This is a genomic window from Streptomyces sp. NPDC008092, assembly GCF_042957285.1.
Taxonomy (GTDB): domain Bacteria; phylum Actinomycetota; class Actinomycetes; order Streptomycetales; family Streptomycetaceae; genus Streptomyces.
On record NZ_JBIBHY010000024.1, the window covers coordinates 48,860 to 63,467 of the forward strand.

9 protein-coding genes are annotated in these 14,608 nt (G+C 72.8%); all 9 read left to right on the forward strand.

Annotated features, from left to right (window positions below; genetic code table 11):
- The first annotated feature begins 1,335 nt into the window (after window positions 1-1,335).
- A complete protein-coding gene (locus ACFZB3_RS46475) occupies window positions 1,336-3,090 on the forward strand; it encodes an FAD/NAD(P)-binding protein (protein WP_391389239.1) in 1,755 nt (584 codons plus the stop codon).
- A 61-nt stretch (window positions 3,091-3,151) separates the two neighbouring features.
- A complete protein-coding gene (locus ACFZB3_RS46480; RefSeq protein ID WP_391389241.1) occupies window positions 3,152-3,967 on the forward strand; it encodes an LLM class flavin-dependent oxidoreductase in 816 nt (271 codons plus the stop codon).
- A 106-nt stretch (window positions 3,968-4,073) separates the two neighbouring features.
- Complete coding sequence (locus tag ACFZB3_RS46485; RefSeq protein WP_391389243.1) at window positions 4,074-4,853, forward strand: DUF1684 domain-containing protein; 780 nt, start codon at window positions 4,074-4,076, stop codon at window positions 4,851-4,853.
- Between the two features lie 251 nt (window positions 4,854-5,104).
- A complete protein-coding gene (locus ACFZB3_RS46490) occupies window positions 5,105-6,004 on the forward strand; it encodes an alpha-lytic protease prodomain-containing protein (RefSeq protein WP_391389245.1) in 900 nt (299 codons plus the stop codon).
- Between the two features lie 134 nt (window positions 6,005-6,138).
- Window positions 6,139-6,975 carry an SPFH domain-containing protein gene (locus ACFZB3_RS46495; RefSeq protein ID WP_391389247.1) on the forward strand — a complete coding sequence of 279 codons (837 nt, stop codon included), beginning with the start codon at window positions 6,139-6,141 and terminating at the stop codon, window positions 6,973-6,975.
- A gap of 290 nt (window positions 6,976-7,265) precedes the next feature.
- Complete coding sequence (locus ACFZB3_RS46500) at window positions 7,266-8,348, forward strand: alpha-lytic protease prodomain-containing protein (protein ID WP_391389249.1); 1,083 nt, start codon at window positions 7,266-7,268, stop codon at window positions 8,346-8,348.
- Window positions 8,349-8,609: 261 nt separating this feature from the next.
- Window positions 8,610-12,062: a DNA polymerase III subunit alpha gene (locus ACFZB3_RS46505; RefSeq protein WP_391389251.1), complete on the forward strand. Its 3,453-nt coding sequence runs from the start codon at window positions 8,610-8,612 to the stop codon at window positions 12,060-12,062.
- Window positions 12,063-12,076: 14 nt separating this feature from the next.
- On the forward strand, window positions 12,077-13,057 hold the full coding sequence (locus tag ACFZB3_RS46510; protein WP_391389253.1) for an ImpB/MucB/SamB family protein: 981 nt from the start codon (window positions 12,077-12,079) through the stop codon (window positions 13,055-13,057).
- 344 nt (window positions 13,058-13,401) lie between these two features.
- Window positions 13,402-14,181 (forward strand): alpha/beta fold hydrolase, encoded by a 780-nt coding sequence (locus tag ACFZB3_RS46515; protein ID WP_391389255.1) that lies wholly within the window; start codon window positions 13,402-13,404, stop codon window positions 14,179-14,181.
- Window positions 14,182-14,608 lie beyond the last annotated feature (427 nt).

Below are 14,608 nucleotides of genomic sequence, written 5' to 3' on the forward strand. Positions count from 1 at the left end.
TTCCCGGCGTACGGGTGATGAACGGTGCGTCAGGGTGAACGGGCCGAGGCGGTTCTGGGTGCCCTCGCAGTGCCCTCCGGGCCCCTTCCGGGCCCTGTCGGACTGCCTTCGGGGCGGTCTGACGCGTGTTCAGGGGGTGTCCGGCCGGCTCGGGCGCGGACGCGGGCGGCGTCAACCGGAGTGCGCGGCCGTCACCGTATACGGACACACGGCGCCGGGTGGCCGCCGCTGCATTCGCCTTGATCCTGTTTCCGTGACGTAAAACAAAAACATGATCGGGTGACCGCTGCCCGGAGATGTTCGTCGCGCGGAGTGCAGAACCATTTCTGCCCCGGTTCTGCACATCCATCAACTCGCCTCTTCATTAGGGCACTTCCGGGCAGGCGGCCGTCATTCGCGCACCAGGCTTCTGCGAACACCGGAAGGAACGCGGCCTCGCCACCGGACACGTCGGCGGAGTCGCGGAGTTCGCGGGCAGGCCGCCCGCCCGGCGCAAGACCACCGACGACGCCACGCTCGCCCCCGACTGCGTACGGCATCCGGCATCCGGCATCCGCCGAGCGCACCCCGACCGCAGGCCCCGAAGAAGGCCCCGCAGAGGTCGCCGGTCTCCTCCGGCGGGCTGCTGATCGCCGTCCCGGACGGGCGCGGGCGCACCGAGGCCGACCGTCTCGCGGCGATCGTGCCGGGGCTCTCGTCCCTCGCGCACGGCGTGCCCGGGCGGCACAGCCGCGACGGGGCCGAGTTCGGCATGTTCGGGACGGGGCGGGCTTCCTGGGACGCCGGCCATGGCCGTGGCCGTGCAGGTCCCCGCGTCCTTTCGGAGCGAGGGATCAGCACGTGTGCGGAGCGCGAGGGGAGGGGTGCGCGTGTGAAGGCGAAGGGTGGGGCGCGGTGGAGAACGCGAAGGGTCCCCGCTGTCCGCGGGGCGCGCAGGGGGTCAGCTCAACAGGAACAGGACCACACGCGACCGAAGTCGATGTGGGAGCGCTTGACCAGGCACTGCTGCGGATGCATGGGCCAAGTGGAACAGGTCTCCGGTTTTCCGTCAACTGAGCTGAGACGCGCTGCCCACACTCTGGACGACCTTGACAACGAGGGGAAACGGCGCCGTAGAGTCGACGGACGGCCCTGCTGAGGGGCTCGGCCGTAAGAGCGCCGTACTCCGGCGTTCCGTGTGAAGGCACCCGCACCACCGTGTGCGCGTCCACCGTGTTCGATCCATCCGCCACGGAGCCTTCGCATGTCTTCCGAGACCTTTGTCAGAACCGCCTTCGTCCCCGTTCCCGGCATATCCGGGCCCGCGGTCGGCCGCCTCGCCTCCGGGGCCGCCCGGTGAAGCCCCAGCTGGTGATCGTGGGAGCCGGGCCGCGGGGGACCGGACTCCTGGAGCGGATCGCCGCCAACGTGCCCGAGCTGTACGCCGGTTCGGGCCTCGACATCCATCTGGTCGACCCGCATCCGCCGGGCGCCGGGCGCATCTGGCGGGCCGCGCAGTCGCCGCTGCTGTGGATGAACTCGCACGCCGAGGACGTCACCATGTTCACGGACGAGACGGTGCGGATGGCCGGGCCGGTACGGGAGGGCCCCACCCTGCACGAGTGGGCGGGCCTGGACGGCCGTACCTTCGCCGACCGGCAGATCCAGGGCCGCTACCTGCGCCACGTCTACGACCGCGCCCTCGCCGACCTCCCGGACGGCATCACCGTCCACCACCACCCGCGCCGGGCCCTGCGGGTCAGCGGGCCGCGGGAGGGCCGTCAGCAGGTCTGGCTGGAGGACCGGCCGCGCCCGCTCCTCGCCGACCTCGTCGTCCTCGCCCTCGGCCACCTGGACGCCGAACTCGACCCGGAACAGACCGCGCTGGCCGAGTACGCCGACGCGCACGGCCTGGTCCACCTGCCGCCCGACTTCACCGCCGACAGCGACCTGTCCGCACTGCGGCCCGGCGAACCGGTGCTCGTACGGGGGTTCGGACTCGCCTTCGTCGACCTGATGGTGCTGCTCACCGAGGGACGGGGCGGACGCTACGACGGCGATGCCTATGTGCCGTCCGGGCAGGAGCCGGTGCTGTACGTCGGGTCGCGGCGCGGTGTGCCGTACCACTCGAAGATCGGGTACGACTGGACCGGCGAACGCCCGCCGCTGCCCCGGTTCCTCGGGCCCGCCGAGATCGACGAACTGCTCGCCCGGCCCGGCGGCCACGACTTCCGGCGGGACGTGTGGCCGCTGGTGGCCAAGGAGCTGGGCTTCGCCCACTACCACCGGCTCTTCACCGTCCATCCCGAGCGGACGACCGTCGCCTGGCGGGACTTCGAGGAGAAGTACGCCGCGGCCGAGGGGGAGGCCGAGGTGCGGGCGCTGGTGGCGGCCGCCGTACCGGATCCGGCCGACCGGCTCGATCTCGCGGCGCTCGACCACCCGCTGGACGGGGTGCGGTACGGATCGCACGAGGAGTTCCAGGACGGGCTGCGCGGCTACATCGAGGCGGACCTGGAGCGCCGGCACGATCCCGCGTACAGCACCGACCTGGCGGTGTTCCTCGGACTGCTCTCCGTCTACGGGCAGTTGGTGCGGCTCGGCGACATCGGGTCCTGGTGGCACGGGTTCTTCAGCTACCTCGCCTCCGGGCCGCCCGGCCCCCGGCTGCGGCAGATGCTCGCGCTGTCCCGGGCCGGGGTGCTGCGCTTCGTCGGCGCCGGGATGACGGTGACGGCAGGGGACGGGGTGTTCCGGGCGTCCGCCGACACCGTGCCCGGGTTCTCCGTCGAGGCGCGGGCGCTCGTCGAGGCGCGGCTGCCCGAACCCACCGTGGGGCGGGCCCGGGACGCGTTGCTGCGCGGGCTGCCCGCCGACGAGGCCGCCGAGACGGCCGACGGGCTGCTCAGGGTGGACCCCGCCGACGGGCGGATCCTCGACGGGGGCGGGCGGCCGCATCCCCGGCGGTTCGCGCTCGGGCCGTTCACGAACGGCCGTACGCCCGGCGCGTTCACCCGTCCGCACACCGGAGGGCCCGCGTTCCGGCAGAACGACGCCACGGCGCGCGCGGCGCTCGCCTTCCTGGCCGACCTGGCGGGAGTCGTGTCATGAGCGGGCGCCACGGTCGGTGTCCGGCCGTCTCACAGGCAGTCTTACCGGGAGGTGCGTGGTGATGACCGGCTCGTACGGCCGGGGGCTGCTCCATCTGGCCGCCGCCGTGGACCAGGTCGGCGTGTTCGACGCGGAGCGCTACGTCGAGCTGGTGCGGCTGGCCGAGAGCGGGGGACTGGACTTCGTGACGCTCGACGACCGGATCGGGTGGCCGGAGACCGACGCGGTCACCGTACTGGCGCAGGTGGCCCCGGCCACCCGGCGGATCGGGCTGGTGCCGGTGACGGCCGGCCCCGAGGCCGCCGTCGCCCACCTCGACCGGGTCAGCCGGGGCCGGGCCGGCCGGTGGAGCGAGGCCCCCGGACCCGCGCCGGGGCCGCCGGTCCGGGTGGCCGACGCCACCGAGCCCGCCGCCCGGCAGGCCGCCGCCCGGTACGCCGATGTCGCCCTGGTGCGGGCCGCGAGCTCCGCGCAGGCCGCTGCCGTACGGGAGGAACTCCGGCAGCAGGCGGCGGAGTTCGGGCGGGAGCCGGACGCCCTGCGGGTGCTGGTGAGTCTCGTGGTGGACCTGGGCGACGGGGAGCGCGCGGCCGAGCCGGGGCACGGTGGCGGCGGGCCCCGGCAGACCGTGCAGGGGCCGCTGTACCGGGGCGGTCCGGTGGATCTGGCGGAGCTGGTGGCCGGCTGGCACGGCGCGGGCGCCACCGACGGCTTCCACCTGGTCCCCGCCGAGCCGCGCCGTGACCTGGAGCGGCTGGTCAACGGCACCGTGGCGCTCCTCCAGCACCGCGGTCTGTTCCGCACCTTCTACCCGGGCAGCACCCTGCGCGAGCACCTCGGCCTCGCCCGGCCCGCCGGGCAACTCGCGGCTCCGTGAAATACCTTGCGCACAGGAGGGAGCGGAGAAGAGCGGAGAAGAGCCGAGAAGAGCCGAGAAGAGAGGTGACGTGCGTCGTGACGAAGGCATGGGAAGGACTGATCGTATGAACGCGGACGCGGCCGGAGACTGGAAGCGCTGGCACGAACACCGCGAGGAGACGGTGTCGGCGCCGTACGGGCCGCTCGCGCTGGTCGGCAGCCACTGGATCGAGGACCATCCGGACGGCCGGCTCCCGGCCCTCCCCGGCACCTGGGCGGCCGACGAGGACGGCGTCCGGCTCACCGCCACGGCGGCCGACGGCCTGGCCCTGGACGGCGAGCCCTTCGCCGGTGAGGTCCGGCTCGCCGCCGACCGCGAACCGTCGGCCCGGGTCACGCTCGGCGAGCGACGGCTGGTCGTGCTGGTCCGCGAGGGTATATGGGGCGTACGGGAGTACGACCCGGCCGCCGCGACCCGCCGCGCCTTCCGCGGCATCGACGCCACCCCGTACGACCCGCGCTGGTCGGTGCCGGGACGCTACACGCCGTACGACGACGACCCGCGCACCGTCCGGGTCGGCACCGCGGACGGAGTGGAGCGCGCGCTCGTGCTCGCCGGGGAACTCGGCTTCACCCTGGCCGGCCGGGAGCTGACGCTCCAGGTCGCCGAGCAGCCCGACGGCCGGCTGTGGGCGGTGTTCGCCGACACCACCGGCGGAACCGGCAGCTTCCGGTTCAGGTTCCTCTATTCGGCCGCCCCGGCCGCCGACGGCTCCACCACCGTCGACCTCAACCGGGCGCAGCTCCCGCAGTGCGCCTTCGCGGACCACTTCATCTGCCCTTTCCCGCCGCCGGGCAACACGCTGGACCTCGCCGTCGAGGCGGGGGAGCGAAAGCTCGCCTGAGGCATTCGACGGACATTCGACAGGGCGTCAACTCGCCCGGACCCCGACGAGATCACACAAAGTCGGCATGGTCCGAACAGGGGCGCACGGCCAAAAGGCACCCTTGCGGGTACCGGTCGTTCGCCCGAATACTCCCCCTCAGCGCTTGTCAGGGGCATTGCGTGTCCGGAATCCGGGCGCCACCCACTGGCTGCGCCTCACGGGCCCCGACCCCACGCGGGCCCCCGACTTCCCCTGGGAGGGAACGACAAGTGAGGATCAAGCGCACCACCCCACGCAGCGGTATCACGAGACGGACCCGGCTGATCGCCGTGGGCACCGGCTTCCTGGCCGCGGCAGCGTTCGCCGTCCCCACCGCGAGCGCGAGCGACGCACAGACCTTCAGCACGACCCAGCTGAAGTCCGTGAACAGCTCTGTTCTGAAGGCAGACGTCCCCGGCACCGCCTGGTCCGTGGACAGCAAGACCAACCGTGTCGTCGTCACCGTCGACTCCACGGTCTCCAAGGCCGAGATCGCCAAGATCAAGCGGCAGGCGGGCGTCAACTCCGGCGCGCTCACCATCAAGCACACCAACGGCACCTTCAAGAAGCTGATCACCGGCGGCGACGCCATCTACGGCGGTGCCTACCGCTGCTCGCTCGGCTTCAACGTGCACAGCGGGAGCACGTACTACTTCCTGACCGCCGGGCACTGCGGTGAGGTGGCCTCGACCTGGTACAGCAACTCCGGCCACACCACGGTCCTGGGCACGAACGTCGGCTACAGCTTCCCGACGAACGACTTCGCGCTGGTCCGCTACACCAACACCTCGATCGCGCACCCGAGCGCGGTCGGCAGCCAGACCATCTCCAGCGCGGCCACGCCCAGCGTCGGGACGACGGTGTACCGCCGCGGTTCGACCACCGGCACCCACAGCGGCCGGGTCACCGCGCTCAACGCCACCGTCAACTACGGCAGCGGTGACATCGTCTACGGCATGATCCAGACCACGGTCTGCGCCGAGGGCGGCGACAGCGGCGGCCCGCTCTACGGCGGTTCCGTCGCCTACGGTCTGACCTCCGGCGGCAGCGGCGACTGCACCTCCGGCGGTACGACCTTCTTCCAGCCGGTCACCGAGGCGCTGAGCTACTACGGCGTCAGCGTCGGCTGACGACCCCTCGGACCGGTTCCGGACCGGCTTCCGGCGAGCCCTCGTACGCAACCGGCGTACGGGGGCTCGCCCTTGTACGAGCCCGGAGTTACCGTCGAAGGACCGTTGGAGTCAGTCACCCCCTGGGGGCCGGCATGGTCGAGGCGTTGGTGGCGGCCGGAGCCGCTCTCGTGTCCGTCGGAGCGGTCTACGCGCTGGCCGCGGCACGGGTCGTCAGACAGTACGAGCGAGGCGTGGTGTTCCGCCTCGGCCGGCTGCGACCGGAGGTGCGCGAGCCGGGGTTCACCATGATCGTCCCGTTCGTGGACCGGCTCCAGAAGGTCAACATGCAGATCGTCACGATGCCCGTGCCGGCGCAGGAGGGCATCACCCGGGACAACGTGACCGTACGCGTCGACGCCGTCGTCTACTTCAAGGTGACCGGGCCCGCCGAGGCGGTCGTCCGGGTCGAGGACTACCGGTTCGCGGTCTCGCAGATGGCGCAGACCTCGCTCCGCTCCATCATCGGCAAGAGCGAGCTGGACGACCTGCTGTCCAACCGGGAGAAGCTCAACCAGGGCCTGGAGCTGATGATCGACAGCCCGGCCGTGGAGTGGGGCGTCACCATCGACCGCGTCGAGATCAAGGACGTCTCGCTGCCCGAGACCATGAAGCGGTCCATGGCCCGGCAGGCCGAGGCCGACCGGGAGCGGCGGGCCCGCGTCATCAACGCCGACGCCGAACTGCAGGCGTCCAAGAAGCTCGCGGAGGCCGCGAAGGAGATGTCGGAGCAGCCCGCCGCGCTCCAGCTGCGGCTGCTGCAGACGGTGGTGGCGGTCGCCGCCGAGAAGAACTCGACGCTGGTGCTGCCGTTCCCGGTGGAGCTGCTGAGGTTCCTGGAGCGGGCCCAGCAGCAACTGCCCCCGGCGGCAGGGGCCGACGGGGCCGACGGGGCGGCGGGGGCGGCGGGGGCGAATTCCGGCCAGGGGTAGCCGGAGGCGGTCAGGGGCGGACGTCGCTGCCGGCCGCCCGTTGCCCGCGCGCGGCGTTTGCAGTGCGCGCGGTGCGAATTCTCCTGGGGGCGGCCGGCGACCGGTGGTCGGCGACTGGCGGCCGTGCACGATCCGCGCACAGGGGGCGCACAACATCCGCGCACGCGAGATCTGAAGTCGACCTTGTGTGCTCCCTGTGGGTCTCGGAATAGTGGGCGGCCGTCAACCAGCCTTCCGGTCCCCGAGGTCCCCACAACCTCGCGGGCCGACCCCCCACAGGAGGACATGAGTTGAAGCACCGACGCATACCCGGGCGCCGGGCGGCGCTCGCCGGTGCGGGTGTCGCCGCGCTCCTCGCCGCCGGAGTGACCTTCCAGAGTGCGAACGCCAGCGAGCCCGCCAGGGCCGCCGCCGTACCGCAGATCCTGTCCGCCCCGGCGGCCGGAAAGCTCGCCTCGGCGCTCACCGCCGACCTCGGCACCGGCACGGCGGGCACCTACTACGACGCCCGGTCGAAGAACCTCGTCGTCGACGTGCTCGACGACACCGCCGCCAGGGCCGTCGAGGCGGCCGGGGCCAAGGCGAGACTCGTCGCCAACTCCCTCGCCGAACTCGACGGCGCGCGCACCACCCTGAAGCAGGACGCGACCATCCCCGGCACCTCGTGGGCGACCGACCCGGTCGGCAACAAGGTCGTCGTCACCGCCGACCGGACGGTCACCGGGGCCGAGCTGGCCAGGCTCACCGAGGTCGTCGACGGACTCGGCGAGAAGGCCGAACTCCGCCACTCGAAGGGGGAGTTCAAGCCCCTCATCGCCGGCGGCGACGCGGTCACCGGCTCGGGCGGCCGCTGCTCGCTCGGCTTCAACGTGGTCAAGGACGGCGAGCCGTACTTCCTGACCGCCGGACACTGCACCGAGGCCATCTCCACCTGGTCGGACTCCTCCGGGGCCGTGATCGGCCAGAACGCCCGGTCGAGCTTCCCGGGCAACGACTTCGGCCTGGTCAGGTACACCTCGGAGGTGGCCCACCCGAGCGAGGTCGACCTCTACGACGGCTCCGCCCGGCAGATCACCGGCGCGGCCGAGGCCACCGTCGGCATGAAGGTGACCCGCAGCGGTTCCACCACCCAGGTCCACGACGGCACGGTCACCGGCCTCGACGCCACCGTGAACTACTCCGAGGGCACCGTGAGCGGACTCATCCGGACCGACGTGTGCGCCGAGCCCGGCGACAGCGGCGGCTCGCTCTTCTCGGGCAGCAACGCGATCGGCCTGACTTCGGGCGGCAGCGGCGACTGCACCTCCGGTGGCGAGACGTTCTTCCAGCCGGTGACGGAGGCGCTGTCGGCGACGGGGGCCCGGATCGGCTGACGCCCGCCGTATCCCCGCGAGGCCCTGCCCCCTTCGAGGGGGGCAGGGCCTTCGTCGTGCGTGCGTGTCGCGGGGGTGCGTTTCTCCCCGGGGGGCCGAGTGGGGGCGGCGCCGCGGACCTCCCCAAAGAATCGTTTGTGTGTTCGATTGAAGGTCGCCGACCGGGGCTGATGGGGTTAGAGTAATCGAACGCAGGTGCGATGAACATATCGGGCGTATCGGGTGTATCGCTGAAAAGGGGTGGAGTGATGGAGGTGCGGCATGACGGGCTTCGCCCATCTGCACGTCGCGTCCGGTTACTCCGCCCGCTACGGCGCATCCCACCCCGAGCAGCTCGTCGGGCGGGCGGCCGAGCGCGGCATGTCCGCGCTCGCGCTCACCGACCGGGACACGGTCACCGGGGCTGTTCGATTCGCGCGGGCGTGTGCGAAGGAAGGGGTCCGGCCGGTCTTCGGCATCGACCTCGCGGTGCAGGCCCTGGCGCCCCCGCCACCCGCCCAGCGGCGCCGCACCCCGGCCCGCGGCGGTGCGCACGTGGTCGAGCCGCCGCTGCGGTTCGTGCTGCTCGCCCAGGACCGGGCGGGCTGGGCGCGGCTGTGCCGGATCACGTCGGCCGCCCACGTCGGTGCCGTGTCCGGTGTGCCGCCGGTGGTGCCGTGGGAGGCGCTGCGCGAGCACGGCGGCCCCGGCCTGACCGTGCTGCTCGGCCCGCTCTCGGAGCCGGTGCGGGCGCTGTCGGTCGGCCGGGAGGACGTCGCGATGAGGCTGCTGGCGCCCTGGCAGGAGATCTTCGGAAGGGATGTTCGATTGGAAGCCGTTGCGCAGAAACGTTCCGGCATGGGTCCGGGATCCCTGCGCCTGGCCGCCCGCACCCTGGCGCTGGCCGACCGCACCGGCACGACCGCCGTGCTCTCCAACGCCGTCCGCTATGCCGACCCCGGCCAGCACCGCCTCGCCGACGTCCTGGACGCCGCCCGGCTGCTGCGCCCCATCGACCGGCGCCGGCTGGACAGCGGACAGCGCTGGCTCAAGGACGAGGGAGGGATGGCGGCCGTCGCCCGCATGATCACTGACTGCGCCGGAACGGACCCGCGCAGGGCCCGCCGGCTGCTGGCGGACACCGCCGCCACCGCGGACGCGTGCACCGTCGACCCGAAGGCGGACCTCGGCCTCGGCACCCCGCACCTCCCCGAACCGGCGCTCTTCGGCGCCGGGCCGGAAGCGGGCGGTGCGGCCCGGCTGCTGCGGCAGAAGTCCGAGGACGGCCTGGCCCGACGCGGCCTCGGCCGCGACCGGGAGGCGCTCGCCCGGCTGGACGAGGAACTCGCCGTCATCTCGCACTGGAACTACGACGCGTACTTCCTCGCCGTCGGACAGGTCGTCGCCGACATCCGGGCCAAGGGCATCCGGGTCGCGGCCCGCGGCTCCGGCGCCGGCTCCCTGGTCTGCCACGCCCTGGACATCGCCACCGCCAACCCGCTCGACCACAGCCTGCTGTTCGAACGCTTCCTCAGCAGGCGCCGGGAGTCACTGCCCGACATCGACATCGACGTGGAGTCCGCCCGCCGCCTGGAGTGCTACGACACCATCTTCGAACGCTTCGGCAAGGAGCGGGTGGCGGTGACCGCGATGCCCGAGACCTACCGGGCGCGCCGGGCCCTCAGGGACACCGGTCTCGCGCTGGGGATCGCCCCCGCGGACGTGGACCGGATCGCCAAGAGCTTCCCGCACCTGCGCGCCTGCGACATCACCGGCGCGCTCGCCGAACTGCCCGAACTGCGGCAGTTGGCGACGGAGGCGCACCGCTACGGACCCCTGTGGGAGCTCGCCGAGGGCCTGGACTCCCTGGTCCACGGCATGGCCATGCACCCCTGCGGCGTGGTCGTCAGCGACGCCGGCCTCCTGGACCGGCTGCCGGTCCAGCCCACCCCGCAGGGCGACTACCCCATGGCCATGGCCGCGAAGGAGGAGATCGAGGCGCTGGGCAACATCAAACTCGACGTCCTGGGCGTGCGCATGCAGTCCGCGATGGCCCACGCGGTCGCTGAAATCGAACGCACCACCGGCGACCACATCGACCTGGACGACCCCGGGCAGGTACCGCTCGACGACGTCTTCGCCTTCAAGCTCATCCGGGCCAGTCAGACCCTCGGCCTGTTCCAGCTGGAGTCACCCGGTCAACAAGATCTTTTGTCGAGACTGCAGCCGCGTGACGTGCAGGACGTCATCGCCGACATCAGCCTCTTCCGCCCCGGCCCGGTCGCCGGTGGCATGCCCGAGCGGTACATCGCCGCCCGGCACGGCGGTGCCCCCGCGTACGCCCACCGGGACCTGGAGCCGGTGCTCGCGGACACCTACGGCGTGACCATCTGGCACGAGCAGATCATCGAGACCCTGCGGGTGCTGACCGGCTGCGACCGGGCCTTCGGGGAGATCACCCGGCGGGCGCTCGGCGACAAGGAGCAACTGCCCGGGATCAGGGACTGGTTCCACGAGAAGGCACGCGCGCGTGGCTACAGCGCGGCGGTGCGGGACGAGGTGTGGAAGACGGTCGAGGCCTTCGGCGCGTACGGCTTCTGCCGGGCCCACGCGGTCGCCTTCGCCGTGCCGGCGTTGCAGAGCGCCTGGCTCAAGGCGCACTACCCGGCGTTCCTGCTGGCCGGCCTGCTCGAACACGACCCCGGGATGTGGCCCAAGCGGGTCCTGGTCTCCGACGCCCGCCGGGGCGGGGTTCCCGTGCTGCCCGTCGACGTCAACAACTCCCAGGTACGGCACACGGTGGAGAAGGCCGACGGGGACCGGTGGGGGGTGCGGCTCGCGTTGTCCGGGGTGCGCGGCATCAGCGAGGCGGAGTGCGCGCGGATCGAGGAGGGGCAGCCGTACGGGTCGCTGTCGGACTTCTGGCAGCGGGCCCACCCCAGCAGACCGGTCGCCGAACGCCTCGCCGAGATCGGCGCGCTCACCTGCCTGCACGACGGCCGGCTCACCCGCCGCGACCTGCTGCTCCAGATCGCCGAACTCCATCGCCAGTCCCGCAACCGGTCCGCGCACGAGGGCCAGCTGCCCATCACCACGGACGCGGTCGGCGGAGCCGAACCGAGCGGGCTGCCGGAGATGACCGGACGCGAGGCCCTCAGCGCGGAGCTGAACACCCTCGGCATCGACGTCTCCCGGCATCTGATGGAGCACCACCACCGGCTGCTGCGGGAGATCGGCGCGACCGACGCGGCGCACCTGGCCGGGATGCGTGCCGGTCAGCAGGTGCTCGTGGCCGGGGTGCGGGCCTCGACCCAGACCCCGCCGATCGCGAGCGGCAAGCGGATCATCTTCGTCACTCTGGAGGACGGCTCCGGCCTGGTCGACCTGGCGTTCTTCGAGGACTCCCACCCGGCCTGCGCGCACACCGTCTTCCACAGCGGGCTGCTCCTCGTCCGCGGCACGGTCCAGGTGCGCGGCACCCGTCGTACCGTCGTCGGCACCATGGCCTGGGACCTGGACGAGATCGCCGCGGCCCGCCGCGACCACGGTCCCCAGGCCGCCCTCGCCCTCCTCGGCGCGAGCCGCCCGCACCCGACCCCCGCCCAGCCGCACCGCACCCTGGCCGACGGCACCGCGGGCGCCCGCCTCCACCCCTACGCCGACCTCCAGCCCGCCGGCACCCGCTCCGCCGACCTGAAGAAGTTCGGCCACCGAAGCCCCGGGAGCGCGGGATGAGCGGAACGAGTGGGATGAGCACGCGTCAACGGCATATCGCCCACCTCCACCTGCACGCCTCACTGAGCGAGGCGCAGTACACCGACGTGATCGAATACCTGTCCGGCATCACGCCGCACGTCCAGGCCGTCCCGCCCGACGCCGTGCAGCTGGACCTGACGTCGGCGCTCCGGTACTTCGACCTGTCCCCGTACGACATGGTCCAGACGACGATGATGAGGTTGCAGGCCCTCTACGGCATCGACTGCAGTGCCGGGCTCGCGGGCAACCGCATGCTGGCGGCGATGGCGGCCGACGCCTCCGTGCCGGGGGAGACGACCTGGGTTCCCGCCGCCGACGCGGCCGACTGGCTGTATCCGCGGCCGGTCACGGCGCTCCCGGGGATCGGCCGGGCCACGGCGCAGACGCTCGGCAGATACGGCCTGCACACCATCGGCCAGGTCGTCGACCTGCCCGCGGGGACGCTGCAGCGGCTTCTCGGCGCGGGCCCCGCCCGGCTGCTGGCCGAGCGCGCCCGCGGCCGCGACCCCCGGCCGGTCGTCCCGTCGGAACCGGCGGCGCACCTGGCCGCCGACGTCGTGCTGGACCGGGACTCCCTCGACCCTGCCCGGCATCACCGCGCGGTACTGGGACTCGCCGACCGGATCGGCCAGCGCCTGCGCGGCGAGCGCCAGGTCGCCGGCCGGCTCACCCTCACCGTGCGGTACGCCGACCGCAGTTCCACCACCCGCACCCGTGCCCTGCCGGAACCCACCGACCACTCACCGGCTCTCGCCGCGGCGGCCCTGGGGCTGCTGGCCTCCCTCGGGCTGCAGCGCGCACGGGTCCGCGCCTTCGCGATCCGCGCCGACGGACTGCGGCCGGCCGACAGCGCCTACCGGCAGCTCTCCCTGGACCCCGGCGACGCCCGCGCCCACGCCGCCGAAGCCGCCGCAGACCGCGCCCGCCGACGCTTCGGACCGGAGGCCGTACGGCCGGCCGCGCTGGCCGGTTGACCGGCCGACGGGCCGATCGCCGAGCCGGCCGACGGGCCGATCGCCGAGCCGGCCGACGGGCCGATCGCCGAGCCGGCCGACGGGCCGATCGCCGAGCCGGGCGGTGACGGCCGTGTTCGGGGCGCCCGGCAAGCAGACCGCCCTGCCCGTCCGCGACTTCGACGGCGCCGGGGAGGCGTGGCGTGGACCCGATCGGCGGCAGCGTATCCGCCGGGCACCGGCCGCCACCCCACGATAAAATAGCTCTTTGGAGACATTCCGGCCCCTGGTGAAGGGCGCCGGGACCTGTCCGGCGTGCCCATCGGTCATCCGCCCCGTACACAGCCGTACATCAAAGGACGGTCATGATGGTGATCAGTCGTCGTCAGTTCTCTGCCCTCGGCGCCGGAGCCGCGGCCGTCACACTCTCCGGGGCGCCGGCGGCCCGGGCGGCAGGCCGTGACCGCAGGCCCGCGGTACGCAATGTCGTACTCGTGCACGGCGCCTACGCGGACGGGTCCTCCTGGTCGAAGGTCATCCCGCTGCTGCAGGCGGCCGGAATGAACGTCGTCGCGGTGCAGAACCCCCTCACGTCCCTCTCCGACGACGTCGCCGCCACGGACTTCGCGCTGGCCCGGCAGGACGGGCCCACGGTCCTGGTCGCGCACTCCTACGGCGGCACCGTCATCTCCCAGGCCGGGCTCGCGCCGAACGTCACCGGGCTCGTCTACGTCGCCGCCCGCGCACCGGAGGCCGGTGAGGACTTCGCGGCGCTCTCCGCGAAGTTCCCCCCGCCGCCGGTCAACTCCGGAATCGTCACCTCGCGCGGTTTCAAGTTCCTGAACCAGGAGGCGTTCCTGCGGGACTTCGCGAACGGCGTGCCCCGGAAGGAAGCGCTTGAGCTGTACGCCGTCCAGGGGCCGCTGTCGACCGCGCCGCCCACCACGAGCGTCGCCGCCTGGCACCGGAAGCCGACCTGGTACGCGGTCTCGAAGGACGACCGCACCATCAACCCCGAGCTCGAACGCTTCATGGCCAGGCGGATGAAGGCCACCACCGTCGAGGTCGACGCGGGCCACCTCTCGCTGGTCACCCACCCGGAAGCGATCAGCAGGCTCATCATGCAGGCCGCGGCCCCGAACTGACGGCGCCGCCACCGGTTTCGCGAGTCCTGCGCGCTCGCCCGTTCCCGTCGGCGGTCCCGACCGTGCGGCGCTGCTGACCTGCCGGGCGCGCGGGCACGCAGGCCCTGCCGCCGCGCCGCGCCGCCGGTTCGCCGCGGCTGCACGTGCCGGACGGCGGCGAGAAGGCCGCCGAGTTCGCCGCGCTGCCGGATTCCCGGGACCTGTACCACCCGCCGACCGCCCCCCGGGGATGTGCGGGTGCGGAGGTCGTGCGGGGCCTGGGTGATGTGCCGGGGGAGGGGGAAGTGCGCGTGTTGCGGGAGTGTTTGGGGTGGATCGCGCCCTATGGTCCCCTCAGGCCCAGCTGGTGACACCCCGTCAGGCGAGTGGCGTGCGGCCGGTTACTCGGAAGTTTTACCGACGCGTAACTTCACGCTTGCACTACTCG